This is a genomic window from Oceanobacter sp. ABM4_470 (genome assembly GCF_056158645.1).
Genome location: NZ_JBSWTR010000001.1, coordinates 716087 through 736851 on the forward strand (window position 1 = coordinate 716087; position 20765 = coordinate 736851).

General features: G+C 53.4%; 19 protein-coding genes. 12 read left to right on the forward strand and 7 right to left on the reverse strand.

The genetic code is table 11. From position 1 onward, the window contains the following. The first annotated feature begins 109 nt into the window (after window positions 1-109). The 4 genes from ACXADJ_RS03165 to ACXADJ_RS03180 all read left to right on the forward strand — a co-directional run bounded on the left by ACXADJ_RS03165 (window position 110) and on the right by ACXADJ_RS03180 (window position 1770). On the forward strand, window positions 110-778 hold the full coding sequence (locus ACXADJ_RS03165; protein WP_475063001.1) for a DsbA family oxidoreductase: 669 nt from the start codon (window positions 110-112) through the stop codon (window positions 776-778). A 130-nt stretch (window positions 779-908) separates the two neighbouring features. After that, window positions 909-1115 carry a hypothetical protein gene (locus ACXADJ_RS03170; protein ID WP_051219499.1) on the forward strand — a complete coding sequence of 69 codons (207 nt, stop codon included), beginning with the start codon at window positions 909-911 and terminating at the stop codon, window positions 1113-1115. Window positions 1116-1162: 47 nt separating this feature from the next. Further along, a complete protein-coding gene (locus ACXADJ_RS03175; RefSeq protein WP_281168045.1) occupies window positions 1163-1291 on the forward strand; it encodes a hypothetical protein in 129 nt (42 codons plus the stop codon). A gap of 185 nt (window positions 1292-1476) precedes the next feature. Continuing rightward, on the forward strand, window positions 1477-1770 hold the full coding sequence (locus ACXADJ_RS03180; RefSeq protein WP_475063003.1) for a DUF3817 domain-containing protein: 294 nt from the start codon (window positions 1477-1479) through the stop codon (window positions 1768-1770). A gap of 46 nt (window positions 1771-1816) precedes the next feature. On the opposite strand, the gene ACXADJ_RS03185 is transcribed toward ACXADJ_RS03180, so the two are convergent. The 3 genes from ACXADJ_RS03185 to ACXADJ_RS03195 all read right to left on the reverse strand — a co-directional run bounded on the left by ACXADJ_RS03185 (window position 1817) and on the right by ACXADJ_RS03195 (window position 6073). Beyond that, entirely contained in the window at window positions 1817-3463 is a 1647-nt protein-coding gene (locus ACXADJ_RS03185; protein WP_475063005.1) for an amino acid ABC transporter ATP-binding/permease protein, read from the reverse strand. Beyond that, a complete protein-coding gene (cydD, locus tag ACXADJ_RS03190) occupies window positions 3460-5325 on the reverse strand; it encodes a thiol reductant ABC exporter subunit CydD (protein WP_475063007.1) in 1866 nt (621 codons plus the stop codon). The genes ACXADJ_RS03185 and cydD overlap by 4 nt, the downstream gene beginning before the upstream one ends. A 139-nt stretch (window positions 5326-5464) precedes the next feature. After that, window positions 5465-6073, reverse strand: coding sequence for a hypothetical protein (locus ACXADJ_RS03195; RefSeq protein ID WP_475063009.1), 609 nt, complete (start codon window positions 6071-6073; stop codon window positions 5465-5467). A gap of 133 nt (window positions 6074-6206) precedes the next feature. Here ACXADJ_RS03195 and ACXADJ_RS03200 point away from each other — a divergent pair, with 133 nt between their 5' ends. Both ACXADJ_RS03200 and ACXADJ_RS03205 read left to right on the forward strand, forming a co-directional pair. Continuing rightward, a complete protein-coding gene (locus ACXADJ_RS03200) occupies window positions 6207-6449 on the forward strand; it encodes a hypothetical protein (RefSeq protein ID WP_028294455.1) in 243 nt (80 codons plus the stop codon). Between the two features lie 122 nt (window positions 6450-6571). Further along, a complete protein-coding gene (locus ACXADJ_RS03205) occupies window positions 6572-7399 on the forward strand; it encodes an amidohydrolase family protein (protein WP_475063011.1) in 828 nt (275 codons plus the stop codon). A gap of 21 nt (window positions 7400-7420) precedes the next feature. Here ACXADJ_RS03205 and ACXADJ_RS03210 read toward each other — a convergent pair whose 3' ends face one another. Beyond that, the gene (locus tag ACXADJ_RS03210; RefSeq protein ID WP_475063013.1) at window positions 7421-7996 is read right to left on the reverse strand and encodes a hypothetical protein; all 576 of its coding nucleotides are present in this window, start codon (window positions 7994-7996) and stop codon (window positions 7421-7423) included. A gap of 243 nt (window positions 7997-8239) precedes the next feature. On the opposite strand from ACXADJ_RS03210, the gene ACXADJ_RS03215 reads away from it, so the two are divergent. Together ACXADJ_RS03215 and ACXADJ_RS03220 are read left to right on the forward strand one after the other, a co-directional pair. Then, window positions 8240-9232, forward strand: coding sequence for a hypothetical protein (locus tag ACXADJ_RS03215; protein WP_475063016.1), 993 nt, complete (start codon window positions 8240-8242; stop codon window positions 9230-9232). 13 nt (window positions 9233-9245) lie between these two features. Then, a complete protein-coding gene (locus ACXADJ_RS03220) occupies window positions 9246-9686 on the forward strand; it encodes a hypothetical protein (protein WP_475063018.1) in 441 nt (146 codons plus the stop codon). Window positions 9687-9929: 243 nt separating this feature from the next. Here ACXADJ_RS03220 and gcvP read toward each other — a convergent pair whose 3' ends face one another. The 3 genes from gcvP to gcvT form a co-directional block, all read right to left on the reverse strand. After that, entirely contained in the window at window positions 9930-12854 is a 2925-nt protein-coding gene (gcvP, locus tag ACXADJ_RS03225) for an aminomethyl-transferring glycine dehydrogenase (RefSeq protein ID WP_475063020.1), read from the reverse strand. Window positions 12855-13102: 248 nt separating this feature from the next. Further along, window positions 13103-13489 carry a glycine cleavage system protein GcvH gene (gcvH, locus tag ACXADJ_RS03230; RefSeq protein ID WP_028294448.1) on the reverse strand — a complete coding sequence of 129 codons (387 nt, stop codon included), beginning with the start codon at window positions 13487-13489 and terminating at the stop codon, window positions 13103-13105. A gap of 174 nt (window positions 13490-13663) precedes the next feature. Then, on the reverse strand, window positions 13664-14752 hold the full coding sequence (gene gcvT / locus ACXADJ_RS03235) for a glycine cleavage system aminomethyltransferase GcvT (protein WP_475063023.1): 1089 nt from the start codon (window positions 14750-14752) through the stop codon (window positions 13664-13666). 534 nt (window positions 14753-15286) lie between these two features. Between gcvT and ACXADJ_RS03240 the strand changes: the two genes are divergently transcribed. The 4 genes from ACXADJ_RS03240 (at window position 15287) to ACXADJ_RS03255 (ending at window position 20732) form a co-directional block, all read left to right on the forward strand. Further along, window positions 15287-17227, forward strand: coding sequence for a methyl-accepting chemotaxis protein (locus ACXADJ_RS03240; protein ID WP_475063025.1), 1941 nt, complete (start codon window positions 15287-15289; stop codon window positions 17225-17227). Window positions 17228-17526: 299 nt separating this feature from the next. Continuing rightward, window positions 17527-18546, forward strand: a complete 1020-nt coding sequence (gene dctP, locus ACXADJ_RS03245) for a TRAP transporter substrate-binding protein DctP (protein ID WP_475063027.1) — start codon at window positions 17527-17529, stop codon at window positions 18544-18546. 111 nt (window positions 18547-18657) lie between these two features. Then, window positions 18658-19323, forward strand: coding sequence for a TRAP transporter small permease subunit (locus ACXADJ_RS03250; protein ID WP_475063029.1), 666 nt, complete (start codon window positions 18658-18660; stop codon window positions 19321-19323). Window positions 19324-19325: 2 nt separating this feature from the next. Next, window positions 19326-20732: a TRAP transporter large permease gene (locus ACXADJ_RS03255; protein ID WP_475063031.1), complete on the forward strand. Its 1407-nt coding sequence runs from the start codon at window positions 19326-19328 to the stop codon at window positions 20730-20732. The last annotated feature ends 33 nt before the right edge of the window (window positions 20733-20765 follow it).

The following is a 20765-nucleotide window of genomic DNA, read 5'->3' on the forward strand; positions in this document are numbered from 1 at the left end:
GTAGCCCGCGACCAAATCGGCAGTGCATATCCGCCATTAACCGTGCACACTGTATTGAGAGGGTCCCAAGTATTGGCCTTTTGCTGGTATGTCGTCCCCAGGAGCAGTAATGAAACAACATATACAAATCGATTTTGTGTCGGACGTGGTATGCCCATGGTGTGCTATCGGTCTGAACAGTCTGTTAACGGCTTTGGAGGCGCGTCAGCAAGAAGTCAGTGTGGCCATTCGTTTTCGTCCGTTTGAACTGACCCCGGAAATGGGGCCGGAAGGCGAAGAGGTGATTCCTTACCTGTGCAAGAAATATGGAATGACCGAAGAACAGGTGGCAGAAAATCAGCAAACCATCACCGAACGTGGCGCAAATGTGGGTTTTACCTTCGATTTTCGCACTGACAGCCGCAAGTGGAATACCTTCGATGCCCACCGCCTGATTCATTGGGCGTCAGCCTCTGAAAAAGCCGAGAAAGGCAACAAGGCGCTGCTGCTGAAGCACCTGCTGTTCCAACGCTATTTCACTGAAAACCAGAACATCAGTGACCACGCCATATTATTGCAGGCAGCCGAAGACGTTGGCCTGAACGCCACCGAAGCTGCCGAAGTGCTGATCGGTGACCGTTACGCCGGTGATGTTCGTTATGAAGAGCAACTGTGGCAAGAGCGTGGTATCCGCTCGGTGCCTGCGATGGTGTTCAACGAGAAGTTTCTGGTATCTGGCGCCCAACCACCAGCGGCCATTGAACAGGTGATCGACCGTATTCTGGACGGTGGCCAGTAGTGGCCGAAAAAGAAACCATTTGAGCCAGATTGCAGTAATCTGCGAAAAATGACACATTTCTGTCATATTGGGGTTTAAAAAGTATATACGTTGTATATGCTTAAAATATCTTCGGGCGCAGAGGTACCGAATGAGCACGGATAAAAAACAGGCAGCATTGGCTTCGGGTGATGACAAAAAAGCACGCAAGGGCAAGAAAGACGCCCAGCTGCTGATTCGGATTCATTCAGAAGAGCGGGACGAATTCATCTCTTTGTGTGAAGAGCTGGATACCACTGCCGCTCGGGAGCTTCGCCGTTTTATCCGCCAGTTCATCAAGGATCACCAGCACGACTGAAGATGCCAAAACCCATTACCGTCAGTTCACTGACAGGAGCATGTCTCATGGCCAAGAAAAAAGAATCCAAAAAAGTTGTTAGCCTGAAAAAAGCAATCAAGGCTCGCAAGGCGAAAGTGGCCAAGCATGAAGCCAAGCTGAAAACACTGAAGAAGAAGCTTAAAAAAGCGGCCTGATTCGGTTCTCAGTCAGAAGCCCCGCCAGCGCGGGGCTTCTTCGTTTTTAGGCCCCGTGTTTTATACGTGATTGATCAAGACATCTTGTTCCGGTGTCTGTCACAGGGAGTGAGCCAGACTTGCAAACCTCCTCCGCTTTCCACACCATGCCCCGCTTAAAATCCGTGATAAGAGAAAAATCCCCCATGTCTGGACTGTTCCGAGTAGTAAGTCTGTTGGAAGGCTTGTCGTATTTGCTGATTTTGAGTGTAACGCTGGGCTTTATCAGCCGTGAATACGTCAGCACTTTGGGCATGGGCCACGGCGTGCTGTTCTTGTTGTACTGCATATGCTGTGTTGCTGCGGGTAGCCGTGATCGTTGGTCGGGCTTTGCCCTGATTATGGTGTTTTTTGCGTCGCTGATTCCGTTTGGCTTTGTGCCGGTTGAGCTGTGGCTCCGCAAGCGCGAAGCCCGTTCCTTGAGTACAGTGTTGGATTGAACGGCGCTGGATTAAACAGCGCCGTTCTTTCCTGTTACTCCCGTTTTTACAGCTCCAGCACCTGTTGACCGTCCTGAATCAAGCCCTGGTCGTGGGTGTTGGCGACCACCAGATGGTTGTGCCAGTGCACCGCCAGTCGCGCAAAAATGCGTTCTGCCAGGGCGGCATCCATACCGGCGGCGGGCTCGTCCAGCAGTACCATCGCCGGTGCTCTCAGAATCAGCCGGGCCAGACCAATGCGTTTGGTTTCACCACCGGAAGGCTGCCATTCGCCATCGCCCATCCAGGTGTCCAGTCCATGAGGTAGTTGGCGCGCCCAGTCATTCAGTTCAACCAGAGCCAGTGCCGCCCATATGTCGTCGTCGCTGGCGTTCTGGTGCAGACAGAGGTTGTCACGCAGTGGCGCTTTCAGAATATCGATGCGTTGCGGCATCAGGCCGATGTCTTCGGCATCGACACCCAACAGTTCAATCACCCCGCGTTGAACTTGTAATTCACCAGCCAGCAAATGAATCAGGGTGCTTTTGCCACGGCCGCTGCTGCCGGTAATCCAGCACCATTGGCCTTGTTTGAACTCATGGCTTAACTGCTCAAACACCGGCGGGTTCATGGTTTCGCTGGTGGACGGATAGCGGTAGCTGATGGCTTGCAGCCGAACACAGGCGCTGGCGGTATCCGATTCAAAACGGCTGCTGGCCGGGCCAAACAGGCGCTGGTCGTGTCGTTTAACGGGCTCTTGTCCCAGTCGTTGCAGGGCTTTCATGCCCAGCTGCCAGGCGGCAAGAACCGGACTGGCGGTGATCAGTACATCGGCAGTTCCGAGTGACAACAGCAGCAACATAAACAGATTGGCCGCAATCAATTCTCCAGCCTGCCAGGCTACAAAACCCTGCCAGAACACCCATACCGTCAGTGCAATCAGGCTGAGGTTCGCCAGCAGCAACAGGCTTTGTTGCAGGTTTACCGTACGGGCTTCCTGCTGATCGGCCTGCTGGCCCTGGTCCACCAGTTGCTGACCAGTTTGTTGTAAACGGCCATGCAGGGTCAGGGTACGCAAGTTGCTCAGTAACGCACTGGAACGCTGCCACTGCTCGGCCCGTTGGGTGTGCAGCTGATTCTGTGATGACAACACCTCACGGCTGTACAGCCAGGGCATGACTACCACCGCCAACAACAACAACGGCAGTGCCAATACCAGTGAACCCGGTACGACCAGCCAGAGCATGAATACAAAGCCCAGCGTGGTGGCCAGCGCAACCACAGCAGGCAGCAAGGCCGACAAATAGATGGATTCAATGTGCTGAATATCCTGCATCAGACGGCTGGCGCTGTCGTGGCGGTTCAGCTGGGTTTCCTGCCAGCGCTGCTGGCTGATAAACCGAAACAGATCCGTGCGCAGGTGGGAAACCACTCGAAACGTGGCTTCGTGGCTGCTAAGGCGTTCGCCGTAGCGGCCAAAGGTACGGGCGATCGATAACCCACGCACCATGGCGCCGGGAGAGAAAAAGTCGAACTGGTGTGCGGCCACGGCGCTCAGTCCGGCCAGTGCCGCCGCACTGATAAACCAGCCAGACACGGCCAGCAAGGCCACACCGGCATAAGCGGTGACCACGGCGAGGAAAACGCCCAGCAGTGCCATGCCTTTCTGTTGCCGCAAGATACGGAAATAGTGGGAGCGTAACGAGTTGTTCATGACTGTGCTCCGGTTACGGCAGGGTTTATAGAAGCAGGAGCGGAGAGAGCACTGTCAGCCGGCTGCATGGCGATCACCTGATTAAAAAAGCCCTGCTCGGCGACTCGGTGGCTGGCCATGATCAGCATGCCGCCCTGTTGGCAATACTGATCCAGCCGTTGCATAAATTCGTTGGCGGTGTCCTGATCCAGGTTGGCGGTGGGCTCGTCCAGTAACAACAGCGCAGGTTGGTGCAAAAACACCCGTGCGAGGGCGATGCGCTGTGCCTGACCACCCGATAGATAGCCACCGCTGTCGCTGATCAGGTAATCCAACTGGCCCGGCAAAGCATTCACCAGATCGAGGGCGCGAGCGTCATCCAGAGCCTGACGAATGCGCTCATCGGTAAAATCGCCGCCCAGTGTCAGGTTGTCGCGAATGCTGGCAAACAGCAGCTCCGGTTTTTGCGACAGATAACCAATGTGGCAATACCACTTCGGGTTTTGGAACAGCTTGTCAATGCGGTCTGCGTCGGTGTCGGCGTCTGTATTGCCAGTAACAGCCACAGCATTGCCCGAGTGGGCAGGTCGCAACCCAGCGAGGGTATCCAGCAGGGTGGTTTTGCCAGAGCCGGAGGCACCGTCCAACAACAAACGGTCGCCGGGATGCAGCTGGAAACTGACCGGCGCATGCACAGCATGAGTCTTACTGCCACTTTGCAGTTGCTCTACATGCAACGACGTTACGGTGTTGTTTGCATTGATAGCGCTAGTGCTGTGAGTGTTGGTTGCTGGCCCTGTCTGTTTTTCTACATTGGTTTCTACACCGGTTGCTGTACCAGTTTCTTGGCTGGTTTCTGCGTGATACAGCGCATCCAGCTTTTGCAGGTGCTCGGCCACGCTCATGGCGTCCATACGGTCGTGATACAAAGCGCCCATCTTGCGCAGCGGCATATAAAACTCAGGAGCCAGCATCAGCAGGAAAACACCTTCGAACATTCCGTAGCCACTGGCGTAGGCGCCAAAGTCGTACTTGTTGAGGAAAAACAGACCCAGATACACGGCGACAATGGCCACACTGATGGCGCTGAAAAATTCCAGCAAGGTGCCGGACAAGAACGACAGCCGCAGCACCTTCATGGTGGATTGCCGAAACTGCTCGGATTGCTGAAACAGCTGGTTGCTTTCGGCATCGGTGGCGTTGGCCAATTGCAGCGCCTGAAGGTTCTTCAAGCGATCGGACAGCAGGTCGCCCAAACGGTTGAGCTGTTGAATGTTCACCCGGCTGATCTCAGCGGCCCGTGAGCCGACCAGAACCATAAAAATGGGTACCAGAGGCGCAGTGAGCAAAAAGATAATCGGCACCAGCCAGCTGACGGTGGCGGAGGCAAGGATGATGGCCAGCGGCATCAGCACAGCGAGATTTTTCTGCGCCACAAAGTCGGCAAAATAGCCACGCTGTTTGTCGATCTCGGTAGTCAGCAGGTTGCTGGCTTCCGCGCTGTTGAAGGCCGGAAACAAACGAATATTCAAGCCAAAGCAACGTTGCAGGGCAAAGCGTCGCAAGGCATCCCGAACCTTGATACTGGCGCGGTTACCCACTCGCTGCTGCAGGTTGGCCGCCAGTACACGAAGGATCAGAGTGGTTGCCAATATCACCCAATCCAGTATGCCCGGTAACTGGCTATTGGGTTGGTAAATAGCGGCATCCAACATGCCAGCAACCTGCCATGCCAGCGCAATGGTCATCACCACTTGTACCATGCCGAGCAGGGTAGAAAGCGTGTTCTCACGGCGGGCGTGTTGACCAAAATGTTTGAGCAGGGCAGCCGGGGTGGCGAAGGGCGTCGTGCCCGGAGTGGACGCTTGTTCGGTACGGTTCAACGTTAAATCCTGAAAGCTCTACAGAGCAGTTTGTCGGGGCGATAACAAAGAAAAACAGACGCTATATAACGCCCTAGTAATGTATCAGAAAAGTCGATGACCGTTCGAGCAAGATGTCCCCTGAAAACTTGCGCTGGGCTCAGAGCAATCGCAGAAAGTTGAATTTCAGCGTCAGCACGATTTCGTCGCTGAGGCGGTCGCTTGCAATCTTGTCGAACTTGAAGCGGCGCGACAAATCCAGAGTGATGGAATCCTCCGGGCCAAGGGTTTGTTCAATACCAATGCCCCACACAAACACACTGGAGTGATCGCGGGTTTGGGTGCCCTCGTCGTTGCTGCGCTTGATGTTGCTCTTTTCCAGATTGAGCACGCCGTAGGGGGTAAAACCGTCGGTTTGGGTCCAGTTGTCGTACGACATCCGCGCCAGACCAAACCCCATCACCTGGCTTCGAATGCGTGCGCTCTCCAGACGGACTTCCCGCTGGGAGTAATACACCTTGCCTGCCAGCGAAGCTTCCCAATCCTGACTGACACACCAGGCGGTGTGCTTGGCACCAATCGACAGGTTGTACAGATCGACGTCGCGTAGCTCGCCATCGCGCAGCAAGATGCCGCCGTTAACGTATGCACTTTTCCAGAGGCTACGGCTGGTGGGGTCGCAGGCAGCAAACGCCATGTCCGGCGCCAGACTGGCAGCGGCTGCCGTGGTGGCCAGAAAAATACGACTTAAATGTTTTGTGCGTGACAAGGGCATGATCAACAAAGCTTGATGTGGGTCTCCGTAGACCGGTGTTTACAGCTTAAGTGCGCTGCCGAATGGTAATTTTTGGTCTTTAATTCAACTGATAATTATTCATTTATCAACACAGGGAGCGAGGCCCATGCTGCCAGAACACGCCTTCTATTTTCACATTATGGACGCGCAAGGAAACGGCATTCAGCATGTTTCACTGGAAGGCATCTACATGGACGGCCACCGTCGATTGCTGCCAGCGGTATACACCGACAACCAGGGCAAAGCCATTATAGAGAGTTTTTCCAACTTGCTGATTGGGTTGTTTATCGACGGTCAGCAAGTGGACGAACGCTTCTATCCCGGCCAATTGTACGGGTTTCAGAAGTAGGCGGCTGCTTCTTGTGTGCCGGGCTGTGCGGGTTTTGTATGGCTATGGGCACGAAACCAACTGGTTGCAGGGCTACATGATAGCTAATGTGGGGACTGGCCATTCAACGACCAGAGATTCCCATGTCTGTATTCAGCGAACGTAAGATCGACTGCCACAACCATATTTTTGACCCGCTGCGGTTTCCCTTTCAGCCAAATGTCTATCACCCGCAAGGTGCGGAAATTGCCAGCGCCGACACCTTTTATCAGGTTCTGGACACCTATGGTGTAAGCCATGCCTTGATAGTGGGCCCTAACTCCGCTTACGGCGAAAATGATAACAGGGCCTTGCTGGACGCCATTGCTCGCTCTAACGGTCGTTGTAAAGGCATGGCGGTTGTTGGCATGGATACATCCTTGTCGCAGCTACAGGAACTGGCCGAACAAGGCATCGCTGGCGTTACATTTAACATTGCCTTTTATGGTGTGGAGCACTTTGCTGACTGTGGTGCACTGCTCGATAACATTGCCCAACTGGACATGGTGGCGCAGTTTCAAACAGAGGGAGCACAGCTGCTGGCGCTGGAGGACACCTTTCGCCACAGTGGTGCGAAATTGTTGATCGACCACTGCGGGCGACCGGTGCTTGATGAAGGTACAAAAGCACAAGGCTTTCAGGCCGTACTGAACATGGCAAATACCGGCCGTGCCTGGATCAAGGTATCGGGCTTCGATAAGTTCTCTCAGCAGGCACTGCCTTTCAATGACGTCACTCCCTGGGTACAAGAGATCAAACAGGCCTTTGGAGAAAACAAACTGATTTGGGGCTCTGACTGGCCATTTCTGAAAGCCCGCCAAAGACTGGACTACGGCACCTTACTGACGTTGGCCGAACAGCAATTCCCTGATCCCCAGCTGCGCCGCAAATACTTTTGGCAAAACGCTGCGGAACTGCTGGGCTTCGAATAATCAGACAGAACCTGGCTGCCGTTAGCGAATTTCGATAAACGGCAGCCAGCGGTTTTTCGGCTCCAGCTCTTCCCGGTCCCATTCGCCAAATGGCAGCACCGACAAATCATCAGGAGGCGACGCCAGCATGTTCAAATCAACTGCTTGGGCGTTGCCCTTGATCACACCATCCTCAATACGCAGCTGGTAATACACGCCATTCCAGAAATTGACCCCAAACTCAGCCGGTTGCTTGTACATAAACAGAAGATCATGAGACAGCCAGCCTAACTGCTGTTCAGTCACTGTGCGCGGCTGATCGTACGGGTAGGCCAAATGGCACATCAGTTCTGGCCCTTCGAGACACTTCATCTCCTTCATCGACAAAAAGAAATCCTTGAAGCGCTCGTGCTCCATATGCAGCGAATACTCACTGCCAGAATTATCAGTCGTGAAACGCACACTGCCTATCGGATATTCGTTGCCTTGCTTGTCGAGCAGGTAAATATGCTTTTCGCCATCAAGGGCGGGGTTGGCTTGAACATTGGTGGTCAGCACCACCGTTGCTACAGCACAAGAAAGCGAAGAGAAAACGGAAAAACGACTCGAACGTAACATGCTACCTCCGGTTCACTGTGCTGCTTGGAAAAGCAGCTGGCGGTTTATTGTTGTTCTCTCTCTGCGTGGTAGTCTTGGACACAGCGGTTTCATTACCACGCGGAGCGCGGGAACGAGCACAAAATTTATCGGACAACTATGCTGACATAGCGGAGTGAGTGGACAATTTGATGCGTGATAACTTCTCGTTTATCTTTAATGTAATATGATTTTTTGCAGTCGGATCAGATTTAAGGGACTAGTGTGGACGTAAAATTAGTTGGGTTTGAAATAAAAACTGCGCGAGGTTTTGATGTCGGCGAGTTCTTTCAAGAGTTAGAAAGGTATGAGAAAAAAATTAGAGAATATAAGAAAATTAAGTATATATATTTTTCGGATGTGGAAAATAATATTATTGTAGGTCTTGCTCTTTTTTTTGTGGGGCAAAATAAGTTTGTTACTGCAAGTAAAAATTCTGATGTCGACGATGATTTCAAGCTTGAAGTAGATGTTGAGTCTCTTGGGGAAGGGAAAGAACAGGTTGATCCATTATTTTTTGTTATGAATCCTGATACATATCGTGGTGTCTATTTTCAAATGCCTGGATCAAAAGGGTTTGAGAAATTAAAAATGATATTGAAGCTTACCCATGATTCGTATATTCGTGATAAGAAAAGAGATTATAAGAATGAGTTGAGCAAATTCAATAAAGAACGCTCCTCAAAGAAATTGAATGATGAAGTTGATGAGAAATATGGAGGCTCTTTTTCTATTTCTCCATTGGTTACTCGTAAGGATCTTGATGCGGTAATTAGTGAAATTGACTCAATAGAAAAGATTTCTGTATCGGGTGTTATGGCAGCTGAAATATCTGGTGGTTATGGTCCTTTAAAACCATATGCCAGAAAAGGAAATACATCTATCAATGTCGATAATCAATCTAATATGGAACTTCTTAAAAAAACAATTAAAAAGATATTTTCCGGGAAGGTTGGAAAAAATACCGAAAGTTCGCTTAAGTTGATAGGTAAATCTATCTCAGGCGAAAGTTTGGCTTTGTCAGTAGGCGATAACTTGGATCACTTTGGAAAATATGAATTTGATGATTTTATAACACTTCTTCCAAGTGGTCAGTGGAGTTCGTATGTCGATAGTGACGCAGTAGGTGCTATGATTGATATTGTAACCGGAGACGTCCAGAAGTTTGGTACCCCTCCAGCTGATAAAAACTGGAAAATTAAAAGCGCTAAGGACTAGTGTGGGAGGTTTTTTGGAAAGTTTTTTAGCATTTATTTGTTCGTATCATAATGAGTTCAAAACTGCACTTTTTATGTCAGGGTTTACCTTGGGTGCTTTTTTGCTATCAATGAAGACCTTCATTCTTAAGACGATGAAAGAGGAGGTTTACGATACGGAGGAATATCGTGAGTTATACGAAAAGGCACGTTCGACTGGCGATGCATCTGAGGGGGTTTATGATCCACTTAAGAAGCTGAGTGGGATTCTTTATAAATCTATTGTTTTGTCGTTTTTAAGTGGATTTTCACAGATTACAATTGGTGCATTATCGAATGGGGTGTCATCTTTTATTTGTTTTATTTTGGCTTTTATTTCTTGGGTCTATGTAAGTTTGTCAATAAAGTATGTTGGTGATAATTGGAAAAGTAGTTTCATCTATGCTGAAGAGCGTTACAAAAAGAGATGTAAATAAATACAGCTGTCTCACTCTCTTTGGTTCCGCTGCATTACCACGCGGAGCGTGGGAACGAGTGTGAGTTTCAGCATAATTTTCTATCTTCCATAAACACCAAAGCCCGCAATCGCGGGCTTTGGTGTTTTAGTTCGGTGGCAAGCTATCTTCTACAGGAAGCGCTTACCATAATCCGCTACATTCCCACGCCGGAGCGTGGGAACGAGGCCATGCGGGCCAGCGGCCCGCGCTCCCAGGTACAAATCAGTCTTCGTAGTTTTCAATCGCCGGACAAGAGCAGATCAGGTTGCGGTCGCCGTATACGTCGTCGATACGGCCAACGCTTGGCCAGAACTTGTGGGCACCCAGGTTTTTGGTTGGGTACACGGCTTGTTCGCGGCTGTATGGACGGTCCCATTCGCCTGCAATCACGGCTGCGGTGTGCGGGGCGTGTTTGAGGGCGTTGTTTTCGGCGTCCATTTCACCTGCATGAATGGCGTTGATTTCCTGTTTGATGGAAATCATGGCTTCGGCGAAGCGGTCGATCTCGGCCTTGGATTCGGATTCGGTCGGCTCAATCATGAAGGTGCCCGCTACCGGGAACGACATGGTCGGGGCGTGGAAGCCGTAGTCCATCAGGCGCTTGGCGATATCTACTTCGGTCACGCCGGTTTCTGCCTTGATCGGGCGCAGGTCGACGATGCATTCGTGTGCCACACGGTCGTTTTGGCCGGTGTACAGGATCGGGTAGTGTTCGCTCAGGCGCTTGGCCAGATAGTTGGCTTTCAGCAGTGCGTTCTGGGTGGCCAGACGCAGGCCGTTGCCGCCCATCAGGGTGATGTACATCCAGCTGATTGGCAGGATGCTGGAGGAACCGTATGGGGCGGAGGATACCGCGCCGTTGCCTTTGGCGGCGTCGTCAATCGGTGCCACGCTGTGGTTGGCAACGAACGGTGCCAGGTGTGCGGCAACGCCGATAGGACCCATGCCCGGGCCGCCGCCACCGTGTGGAATGGCGAAGGTTTTGTGCAGGTTCATGTGGGTCACGTCGGCACCGATGATGCCAGGCGCAGTGAGGCCTACCTGTGCATTCAGGTTGGCGCCGTCCATGTATACCTGACCGCCGTTGGCGTGGATCAGGTCGCAGATTTCCTTAACGCCTTTTTCGTACACGCCGTGGGTCGACGGGTAGGTCAGCATCAGGCAGGACAGCTGGTCTTTCAGTTCTTCGGCCTTGGCTTTGAGGTCGTCGAAGTCCACGTTACCTTGTTCGTCACAGTTGGTAACTACGACGCGCATGGAGGCCATCTGGGCGGATGCCGGGTTGGTACCGTGAGCAGAACGAGGAATCAGGCAGACGTTGCGGTGACCTTCGCCACGGCTCTCGTGGTATTTCTTGATCGCCAGCAGGCCAGCGTATTCACCTTGGGCACCGGAGTTTGGCTGCATGCAAACGGCCGGGAAACCGGTGATGGTTTTCAGGTAGTCGTTCAGTTCGCCGATCATGGTGCGGTAGCCAACGGTCTGGTCGGCCGGGGCGAACGGGTGAATATTGGCGAACTCAGGCCAGGTCACCGGGATCATTTCGGTGGTGGCGTTGAGTTTCATGGTGCAGGAACCCAGCGTGATCATGCTGTGGTTCATGGCCAGATCTTTCGCTTCCAGACTCTTCATGTACCGCAGCATGTCGTGCTCGGTGTGGTACTGGTTGAAGGTCGGGTGGGTCAGGAATTCGGTGTTACGTGCGGCGTCGGCCGGAATGGATTCAGAACCGTTGGCAACGATTTCGGCATCCAGTGCGTACACGTCCAGACCATGGGTATCAACAGAGCCACCCAGAATGATGTCGAACAGTTGCTGGATGTCGGCAGCAGAGGTTTTCTCGCTGATGGCAACGCCCAGTGTGTCGGCACCTTGCAAACGCAGGTCGTCACGCAGGTTAACTTCGGCGCTGTCGGCGCGCCCCAGAACGGCGTCACGGTCGGCGACCTTGAAGGTCAGGGTGTCAAACCAGCTGTTGTTCAGCAGTTCGATGCCGCCTTTTTTCAGGCCCGCAGCCAGAATGTCAGCCAGACGGTGAATGCGGCCAGCGATGGTCTTCAGACCCTGTGGACCGTGGTACACAGCGTAGAAGGAAGACAGGTTGGCCAGCAGCACCTGAGCAGTACAGATGTTGGAGTTGGCTTTCTCACGACGGATGTGCTGTTCGCGGGTTTGCAGTGCCATACGCAGGGCAGGTTTGCCGTTGGCGTCGATGGATACACCGATGATTCGACCCGGGATGGAACGCTTGAAGGCGTCGCGGGTAGCAAAGAACGCAGCGTGTGGGCCACCAAAGCCCATCGGTACACCAAAGTGCTGGGCGTTACCCAGAACGATGTCGGCTCCCATTTCACCCGGTGCTTTCAGGTTCACCAGTGCCATCAGGTCGGTGGCCATGGCGACCAGTGCGTTGTTGCCGTGCAGGGCGTCGATCAGTGCGGTGAAGTCACGCACGTCACCGTTTTTGCCCGGGTACTGGAACAGGGCACCGAATACGTCGGCACTGGCGGCGTCGTCTGCCGGACCTACCAGAATGTCCCAGCCGAAGGCTTCGGCGCGGGTTTTAACCACGTCGATGGTTTGCGGCAGGCAGTTTTCGTCGATAAAGAAGGTGTTGGACTTGTTCTTTTTAACAGAGCGCTTGGCCATCGCCATGGCCTCAGCCGCGGCGGTACCTTCGTCCAGCAGGGAGGCGTTGGCCAGTTCCATACCGGTCATGTCGATGACCATTTGCTGGAAGTTCAGCAGCGCTTCCAGACGGCCTTGGGCAATTTCCGGCTGGTATGGGGTGTAGGCGGTGTACCAGCCCGGGTTTTCCAGCACGTTACGCAGGATCACGTTAGGAATGATGGTGTCGTGGTAACCCAGACCGATGTAGCTCTTGTACACCTTGTTCTGGTTGGCCAGACCGCGCAGGTAATTCAGCGCTTCAAATTCTGTCTTGCTGTCGGCAATTTCCAGAAAGGCGTCGCTCAGAATGTCGGACGGTACGATTTCTGCGGTCAGTGCGTCCAGCGATTCCGCGTTGATTGCTTCCAGCATTGCGGTGGTTTCGGCGTTACTGAAGCCGGCACCATTGGAGGCGATATGACGGCCAACAAAGCCATCACGCTGTTCCAGTTGTTGCAGAGACAGAGTTTGAGTCATGGATACAAAACCCTTGAAGGTGAATAAACCGGGCGGAGCCCCGCTTGATAAACAAGGAACCCCTGAATAGGTCAGAGGTTCGAATTTTGGTGACTGGCGTTTCAGCGCTGCTTTTTACGGATTAGTACAAACTACCAGTCGGTACAAATCACGAGTTAGTGCAACGTGTAAAAAGAAGCTCGCCAGAAACAAGCAAGCCGGAAGCGATTAGCCCCCGGCTTGATGACAGTCGTGCTGTGAGCGGCTACTTAGTCTTCGCACAGGGCGGTGTAAGCGTCAGCGTCCAGCAGAGCGTCCAGGTCGGCCGGGTTGGCCAGTTCCATACGGAAGAACCAGGCTTCACCGTATGGGTCTTCGTTGACTTTTTCCGGTGCGTCTACCAGGTCTTCGTTAACCGCAACGATTTTACCCGCCAGCGGGGCGTAGATGTCGGAGGCGGCTTTTACGGATTCAACCACGGCGCAATCGGCTTCGGCTTCGAATTCGGCGTCTACTTCTGGCAGTTCAACGAATACCACGTCACCCAGAGATTCCTGAGCGAAGTCGGTAATACCGATGGTCACAGTGCCGTCGGCTTCTACGCGAATCCACTCGTGGGAGGCAACGTATTTCAGATCTGCAGGAACATTAGCCATGTTTATCTCCAAGCTGGCTGCGTTGCCCGGCTGTTGGCGTTAGGTTGACCAAAATCAGCAAGACACAGGCAACGACGATGTTTGTTTGTATAAGCGCTGCATTTTACGGATTCCTGCGGCGGGCAAAAGCCGTCTTTGGAAGGAATCCGCGAATTTATGACAGAAAAAGGTTAATCAACCTTCGTAAACCTTTTTACCGTTACGAACGAACGGCAATTTCACCACTTTTGCTGGAATCTGCTTGCCGCGAATATCGACGAAGCAGCTGTCGCCGGTACCAACCGGTACACGGGCCATGGCGATGGAGCATTCCAGAGTAGGAGAGAAAGTACCGGAGGTCACTTCACCTTCGCCCACACCTTCAACAATAACCTTCTGGTGCGAACGCATGATGCCACGGCCTTCGAGCACCAGACCAACCAGTTTGTTGGCAACGCCAGCGGCTTTTTCTGCTTCCAGCGCTTCGCGGCCAATGAAGTCGCGACCGGCCGGTTCCCAGGCAATGGTCCAGCCCATGTTGGCTTGCAGTGGCGATACGGTTTCGCTCATGTCGTTACCGTACAGGTTCATGCCGGCTTCCAGACGCAGGGTATCGCGGGCACCCAGGCCACATGGCTGTACGCCACCGTCGACCAGTGCTTGCCAGAAAGCCGCAACGTCGGCTTCCGGGATCATGATTTCCAGACCGTCTTCGCCGGTGTAACCGGTACGGGCAAAGAACCAGTCGGCCAACGGGCGGCCCTGGAAGATTTTCAGGCCATCAACCGCTACGGCAGATTCCGGTTTTACCTGCTTCACTTTGGCGATGGCGTTCGGGCCTTGTACTGCGATCATGGCCATTTCCGGGCGTTCGGTCAGGGAGATGTTGGAGAAGCCGCGCAGGTTGGCTTCCATCCACTCCAGGTCTTTGGCTCGGGTAGCGGAGTTCACTACCACACGGTAGCCGCCGTCGGCCTTGTAGACGATCAGGTCGTCGATCACGCCGCCGTCCTTGTTGAGCATGCCGGAGTACAGCGCCTTGCCTTTCTCGGTCAGCTTGGCAACGTCGTTGGCCAGCAGTTTTTGCAGGTAGTCGGTGGCGTCGGAGCCCATGACGTCAACGATGGTCATGTGGGACACATCGAACATACCGGCGTCGGTACGTACCGCTTTGTGTTCTTCAATTTGTGAACCGTAGTTCACCGGCATGTCCCAGCCGGCGAAGTCGACCATTTTGCCGTTGGCTTCGAGGTGTTTCTCGTACAAAGCAGTGCGTTTTGCCATGAGCCGTCCTGTTGTTATCCGTTGGCGCCACGTGGCCACTCAGGATGTGGGCCGGGCGAGATCAAAAAAGGGCAAGCAGTATACAGTGTTGTGAACGGGAGCACAGCAATTGCACGGTACGGAGCCGCTGCCGTTAACTGCGCGGAACGGAAATGCGGTGGTTTCGGGCCGTTTTGTATCAAAATTAACAGTAAGGACCCTCTGAATAACCCGGTGCTCGCTCTGGATGACAGGGCGACGCTGAATCACGAAGCTGATTTGCAGGCCTGACGGGTCAAGTCAAAAATCAGCGACACAGAGTCAGCAATGCCCTGCCATCCCCGCAGGGCGCGGCTTGCAGCCCGCCAGAACGGTGTTGGCGAATTTGGAAAGGACTCGTCATTCCGCTGCATTCGCCGCCTTGTTCTGACAACCTGCAGGACTCGCGCAGAGCTGTGCAGAGTTATTCAGAAGGTCCTTAACAAACGTTCCTTCCTGGAAATATGGTCTAGGCTTTTAAAAGAACTTCTCTTTTATCTTTCTGGAGCTTTGACCATGACACTCCGTCAACGGTTAATTCTTATTATTCTGGCTGCGGTGGTTCTGCCCATGGTAGTGATCGCTGCGATTGCCGTGACTGACTTCCGAGCGACCTCGGAAAAGGCTTTTCGTCTGGATGCGGCTGAGCGAATGACTCAAATCAGTCAAACGTTCGAAGGGTTTCTGACCAATATGGCTCAGAGCGTTGCCTTTTTCTCCAAACTCGAGTCACTGCATGCACTGGATGAATCTGTCGTAAATTACTTTGGCCCCAAACGGCCAATGACCCCCGATCAAAACGGTGAAGCAGAAGCTGAGGCCTGGCGGGTGATGGAGGCGTTCGGTAGCAGCAATCCGAATCTTGAATACGTTTACCTTGGCCTTGAAAACGGCAGTTATATCCAATGGCCAAAAACCGATCTTGGTGAATACAATCCAACCAAGCGTCCATGGTTCCAGGCTGCTATCAAGCAACCAGGGGTTCCGGTCACCAGCGCGCCTTATGCCGACTGGGGGACAGGCAATCCGCTGCTGCCATACATGCACACGTTCAAAACGGATTCCGGTATGACTGGCGTCATTGCTATGGACATTACGCTTGGGCAGCTGACCGAAATTGTCCGTGGAGTGACCTTTGGCGAATCCGGCTACCTGGTTCTGGTCGACCAGACCGGCGTGGTGTTGGCGGATGCCGGCAATCCCGACAACAATTTCAAAAAAGTGGCTGAACTTGGCAATGACTATTCAGCGATGGCCGCTGGTAGTCTCAATAATGTGACGATGGCGGGGGATAACTGGTTGGTGGCGCGTCATGTGTCAGAAGCCTCTGGCTGGACGTTGATTGGTCTGGTACCGGCGTCCGAAGTGTTTGCGGCTGCCGATGCGTTCCAGCGGGATGTGGTTTTGGTGGCTTTGGTACTGGTGGTGGCCTTTGGTGCGCTGGGCATGTGGTTCAGCAATTTGATCACCCGTCCGATTGCCGCCATGACGCTCAATATGGAAGAAATCGCTAACGGTGAAGGCGACCTGACCAAACGCTTGCCAGATGGTGGTAGCGACGAGCTGGCTCACATGGCCTCGGCGTTTAACAAGTTCGTGGCCATGATTCATCAATTGGTGAAGGACATTACCGAGACGTCGCGCTCAGTGGGCGTACAGTCGGGGGATGGCGCTGGCATCTCTGAGTCGATGGCGCGCAGTGCGCGGATGCAGTCTGATGCTATGGATCAAGTATCCGTGGCGTTTAATGAAATGGTGGCAACGGCCTCAGAGGTGGCCAAAAGCTGTAACGAAACGGCCTCGTCTGCGGATCAGAGTCAGGGGCTGGTGTTGAGTGGCCAGCAGTATATCGACCGTTCTACCAGCGCGGTGCAGTATCTGACCCGCGGCATTGAAGATTCTAACCAGGCGATGAAAAACCTGGCCGATGAATCCCGCAACATCACCACCATTCTGGACACCATTCGTGGTATTGCTGAACAAACCAACCTGCTGGCATTGAACGCAGCCATCGAGGCTGCCCGCGCTGGCGAACAAGGCCGGGGCTTTGCGGTGGTGGCCGATGAAGTTCGTACTCTGGCTGGCCGTACGGCGGATTCCACCGCTGAAATTGATGCCATGATTGCATCCTTCAACCAGCAAACGGCAGACGTAGCCAATAAGCTGGAAACCACCTTGCAGCATTCCGAGCAAACCCTGTCGGCTTCTGATCAAACCCGCGAAGTATTCTCCTCCATTCAGGATTCGGTGACCCGCATTCGGGATATGGCGCAGCAAATTGCAGCGGCAGCGGAGCAACAACAACAGGTATCGGAAAGCATCAACAAGAACATCGTGGAGGTGAACACCGAAGCCAACGCGACTCAGGGGTTTGCCGACAAATTGCACAACAGCTCGGGTAGCCTCAAGCAGTTGGCCGACCGTTTGGCGGCAACGGTGTCGCGGTTCCGGATTTGATGTTCGCTGCCTGATTCAAGAGGGACACTAAAAAGCCTGCTTCTGCAGGCTTTTTTGTGGCTGCTTGCGGGGTTATTTGAAGGGCCTCCGTGAGAAAAAAAATTCTTATTTTGGGCTTTGGTCAGGAATTTAACGGCTTTTTTGTCAATGATTTTTAGGTGGGGTTTAATAAAATCCTTTAAAAAACAGTGGCTTATGATTTTGGCCCAATCCTTGTAATAGACACTCCACAACAACGAAAAAACAAGCAATTCACTGCTCGTCACCAACAACAATAAATTCGAACGTGGAGTAATCTCATGAAAGCGATCAAGAAGCTGGGCCTGGTGTCTGCTATGTCTGTTGCGGCTTTGTCCGGGGCTGTAATGGCGCCATCCGCCATGGCTGACACCACCTGGAACGTGTCCCTGTGGGGCAAGCAGCGTGCCTTTACCGAGAACGTTGAAAAGCTGGCCGAACTGGTTGAACAGAAAACCAATGGCGAGTTCAAGCTGAATATTTCCTACGGCGGTCTGAGCAAATCCAAGGAAAACCTCGACGGTATTTCCTTCGGTGCTTTTGAAATGGCACAGTTCTGCGCCTTCTACCACGCCGGTAAAAACCCGACCATTACCGTGAACGAACTGCCGTTCTCTCACGATGTTTCGCTGAGTCGCGTCGCTGAAATCTACACCGCGGTGTACAACCACCCTATCGTTAAAAAAGACCTCGCGCGCTGGAACGCCACGCTGCTGATGCCAACCCCAATGCCGCAGTACAACCTGGTAGGTAAGGGCGATGTATTGGACGAGCTGAGCGACTTTGAAGGCATGCGTATTCGTGGGCCGGGCGGTCTGCTGGAAGTGTTGACCAAGTACGGTGCCATCAAAACCGGCGTTCCGTTTAGTGAAGTGCGTCAGGCGATGGACTCCGGTGTGATCGACGCCGCCTCGTTTGCTCCTCACGCTCATCTGGCCACCAACACCACGGCTATTGGCAACTGGGCCACCACCAACCTGAACCTGGGTTCCGGTGACTGTCCGGTCGTTGTTAACAACGACGCGCTGGACATGCTCAAGCCTGCTCACAAAAAAGCACTGTTGGATTCCGTGCCTGAAGCGCTGGCGTACTACGTCGAAAACTACGAAGGCGTGACCGCCGCCTACGAGGCCAAGCTGGATGAAAACAACATCACTCGTGTGACCTTCACTCCAGAGCAAACCGCTGAGCTGGACAAAGCGGCTGCCACCGTTCGTGAAGAATGGGTGAAGCAGTACAAGGGCAAGTTTGACTCCCAGAAACTGCTGGACTTCGCTGCCGCGCAATTTGCGGGCAAGTAACGTCAGGCGGTGTTAACCCGGTAGGGCTGCGGAGTGTTCCGCCAGCCCCTCCTCTTCAAGCCCACCGGCCGGTGGGTTTTGTATTCACGATTATTTCAAGAGAGCTGAATTATGGCTGGAAGCGCTACCGTGCTGTCCGATCAGTCGGCATTGAGCCGTATTGACCGCCTGTTCTATCGGCTGGAGTCCGTTCTTGGACTCGCTGGTGGGGTGGTGATTCTGTTACTGGTGTTGCTGGCGACCGCCAACATTCTGGGGCGTTGGTTTTTTGACTTGCCGGTGCAGGGCTACATCGACTGGGTAGAACAGGCGATGGCCTTTATGGCGTTTATGGGGCTGTCGTTCACGCAACGGGATGGCGGCCATATTCGTATGGATATTCTGGTGGGCCAGTTGAAAGGGCGTTACCTGTGGTTCGTCGAACTGCTGACCTGTTTGATTATGCTGGGCCTGACTGTTCTGCTGGCATGGGGTTCTTACAAGCATTTTTGGCGTGCCTTCGAAAACGGCGATACCTCGTTTGATATCGGCTTGCCGACCTGGCCTGCCAAGCTGGTTGTGCCAGTGGCCTTTGCCATTCTGGCGCTGCGTTTGGTGCTGCAAATCTGGGGTTATGGCCGTGCGCTGATTTCCGGTGAAAGCAATCCGGTGGCAGTGCCATTGGTGGAAGATGCAGCGACCGTAGCTGCCCGCGAGGCAGCGTCGGTGGAATCCGAGGTCATTGAATCTGGCAATTCCGACGCAGACAAAAATCACGATCAGGCAGGGCGGAGCTGAACATGGGTATTTGGGAAACAATGGCCGCCATGGACCCGATCGAGATTGGTCTGTGGGTAACAGGTATTATGTTGGTATGTGTACTGCTGGGTTTGCGAGTGGCATTCGCTGCGGCATTGGCAGGTTTTCTGGGCTTGCTGTGGATTTTTTCGGCCCGCATGGGCTTTGAGCGCGGCTTTGAAGTAGCGGTAAAAATGGCGGGTACGATACCGCATTCCAAAGTGTCTTCGTTGGCGCTGTCGCTGATTCCGACCTTTATTCTGATCGGCTTTTTGGCCTATCACGCTGGTCTTACCCGCTCCTTGTTTGAAGCGGCGAAAAAGTGGCTTGGCTGGTTGCCGGGTGGCATGGGTGTGGCCACGGTATTTTCTACCGCCGGTTTTGCCGCGGTATCCGGTGCCTCTGTGGCAACGTCTGCGGTATTCGCTCGTATTGCAGTGCCTGAAATGCTCAAGCTGGGCTACGACAAGCGCTTTGCCGCGGGTGTGGTTGCCGCTGGTGGCACGCTGGCCTCGCTGATTCCACCGTCTTCGATTCTGGTGATTTACGCCATCATCGTTGAACAGGATGTAGGCGCGCTGTTGATGGCAGGCTTTATTCCGGGTGCGGTATCGGCGCTGATCTACGGTGGCTTGGTGGTTTTCCTTGCCTTGATGAACCCGAAACTGGGACCGCCAGTAAAAGGCTTTACCTGGAAAGAACGGTTGGCAACTTTGCCGGGCGCGTCTCCGATTCTGTTTGTGGTTGGCATCATCGTTATCTGTGTGTACGGCGGAGTGGGTACACCTACAGAAGCGGGTGCACTGGGCGCGTTTGTGATTCTATGCATGGCGTTCTACAAGGGCATGAAGCTGGGGCAGCTGAAAGATGCTTTGTTGGAATCGGCCAAACTGACGGTGATGATCTTCACCATCATCTGGGGTGTGCTGTTGTACGTGCGCTTCCTGGGCTTTGCCGACCTGCCAAGTGCGTTCTCTGACTGGCTCACCAGTCTGGATCAGAGCCCAATGCTGACGCTGGTGCTGATTCTGTGCGCCTACGCCGTGCTGGGTATGTTCATGGATGCCATTGGTATGTTGCTGCTGACTTTGCCTGTGGTGTATCCGGCGATCATTGCCCTTAACGGTGGTGCTGACGTGGCCGCGGTAGATTCAGCCTTTGGTATGTCCGGAACTGCATGTGCCATTTGGTTCGGGATCATTGTGGTGAAGATGGCAGAGCTTTGTCTGATCACGCCACCGATTGGTCTCAACTGTTTCGTGGTCGCGGGCGTGCGCCCTGAATGTACCGTGCAGGACGTGTTCCGTGGTTGTACGCCATTCTTTGTGGCAGACGTACTGACCATCATTGTTTTGATCACAGTGCCGGGCTTTGTGCTGTGGCTGCCGTCATTGATGGGCTATGGTTGATCGCTCTCTCAATGAAACCGCTGTAAGGCACAT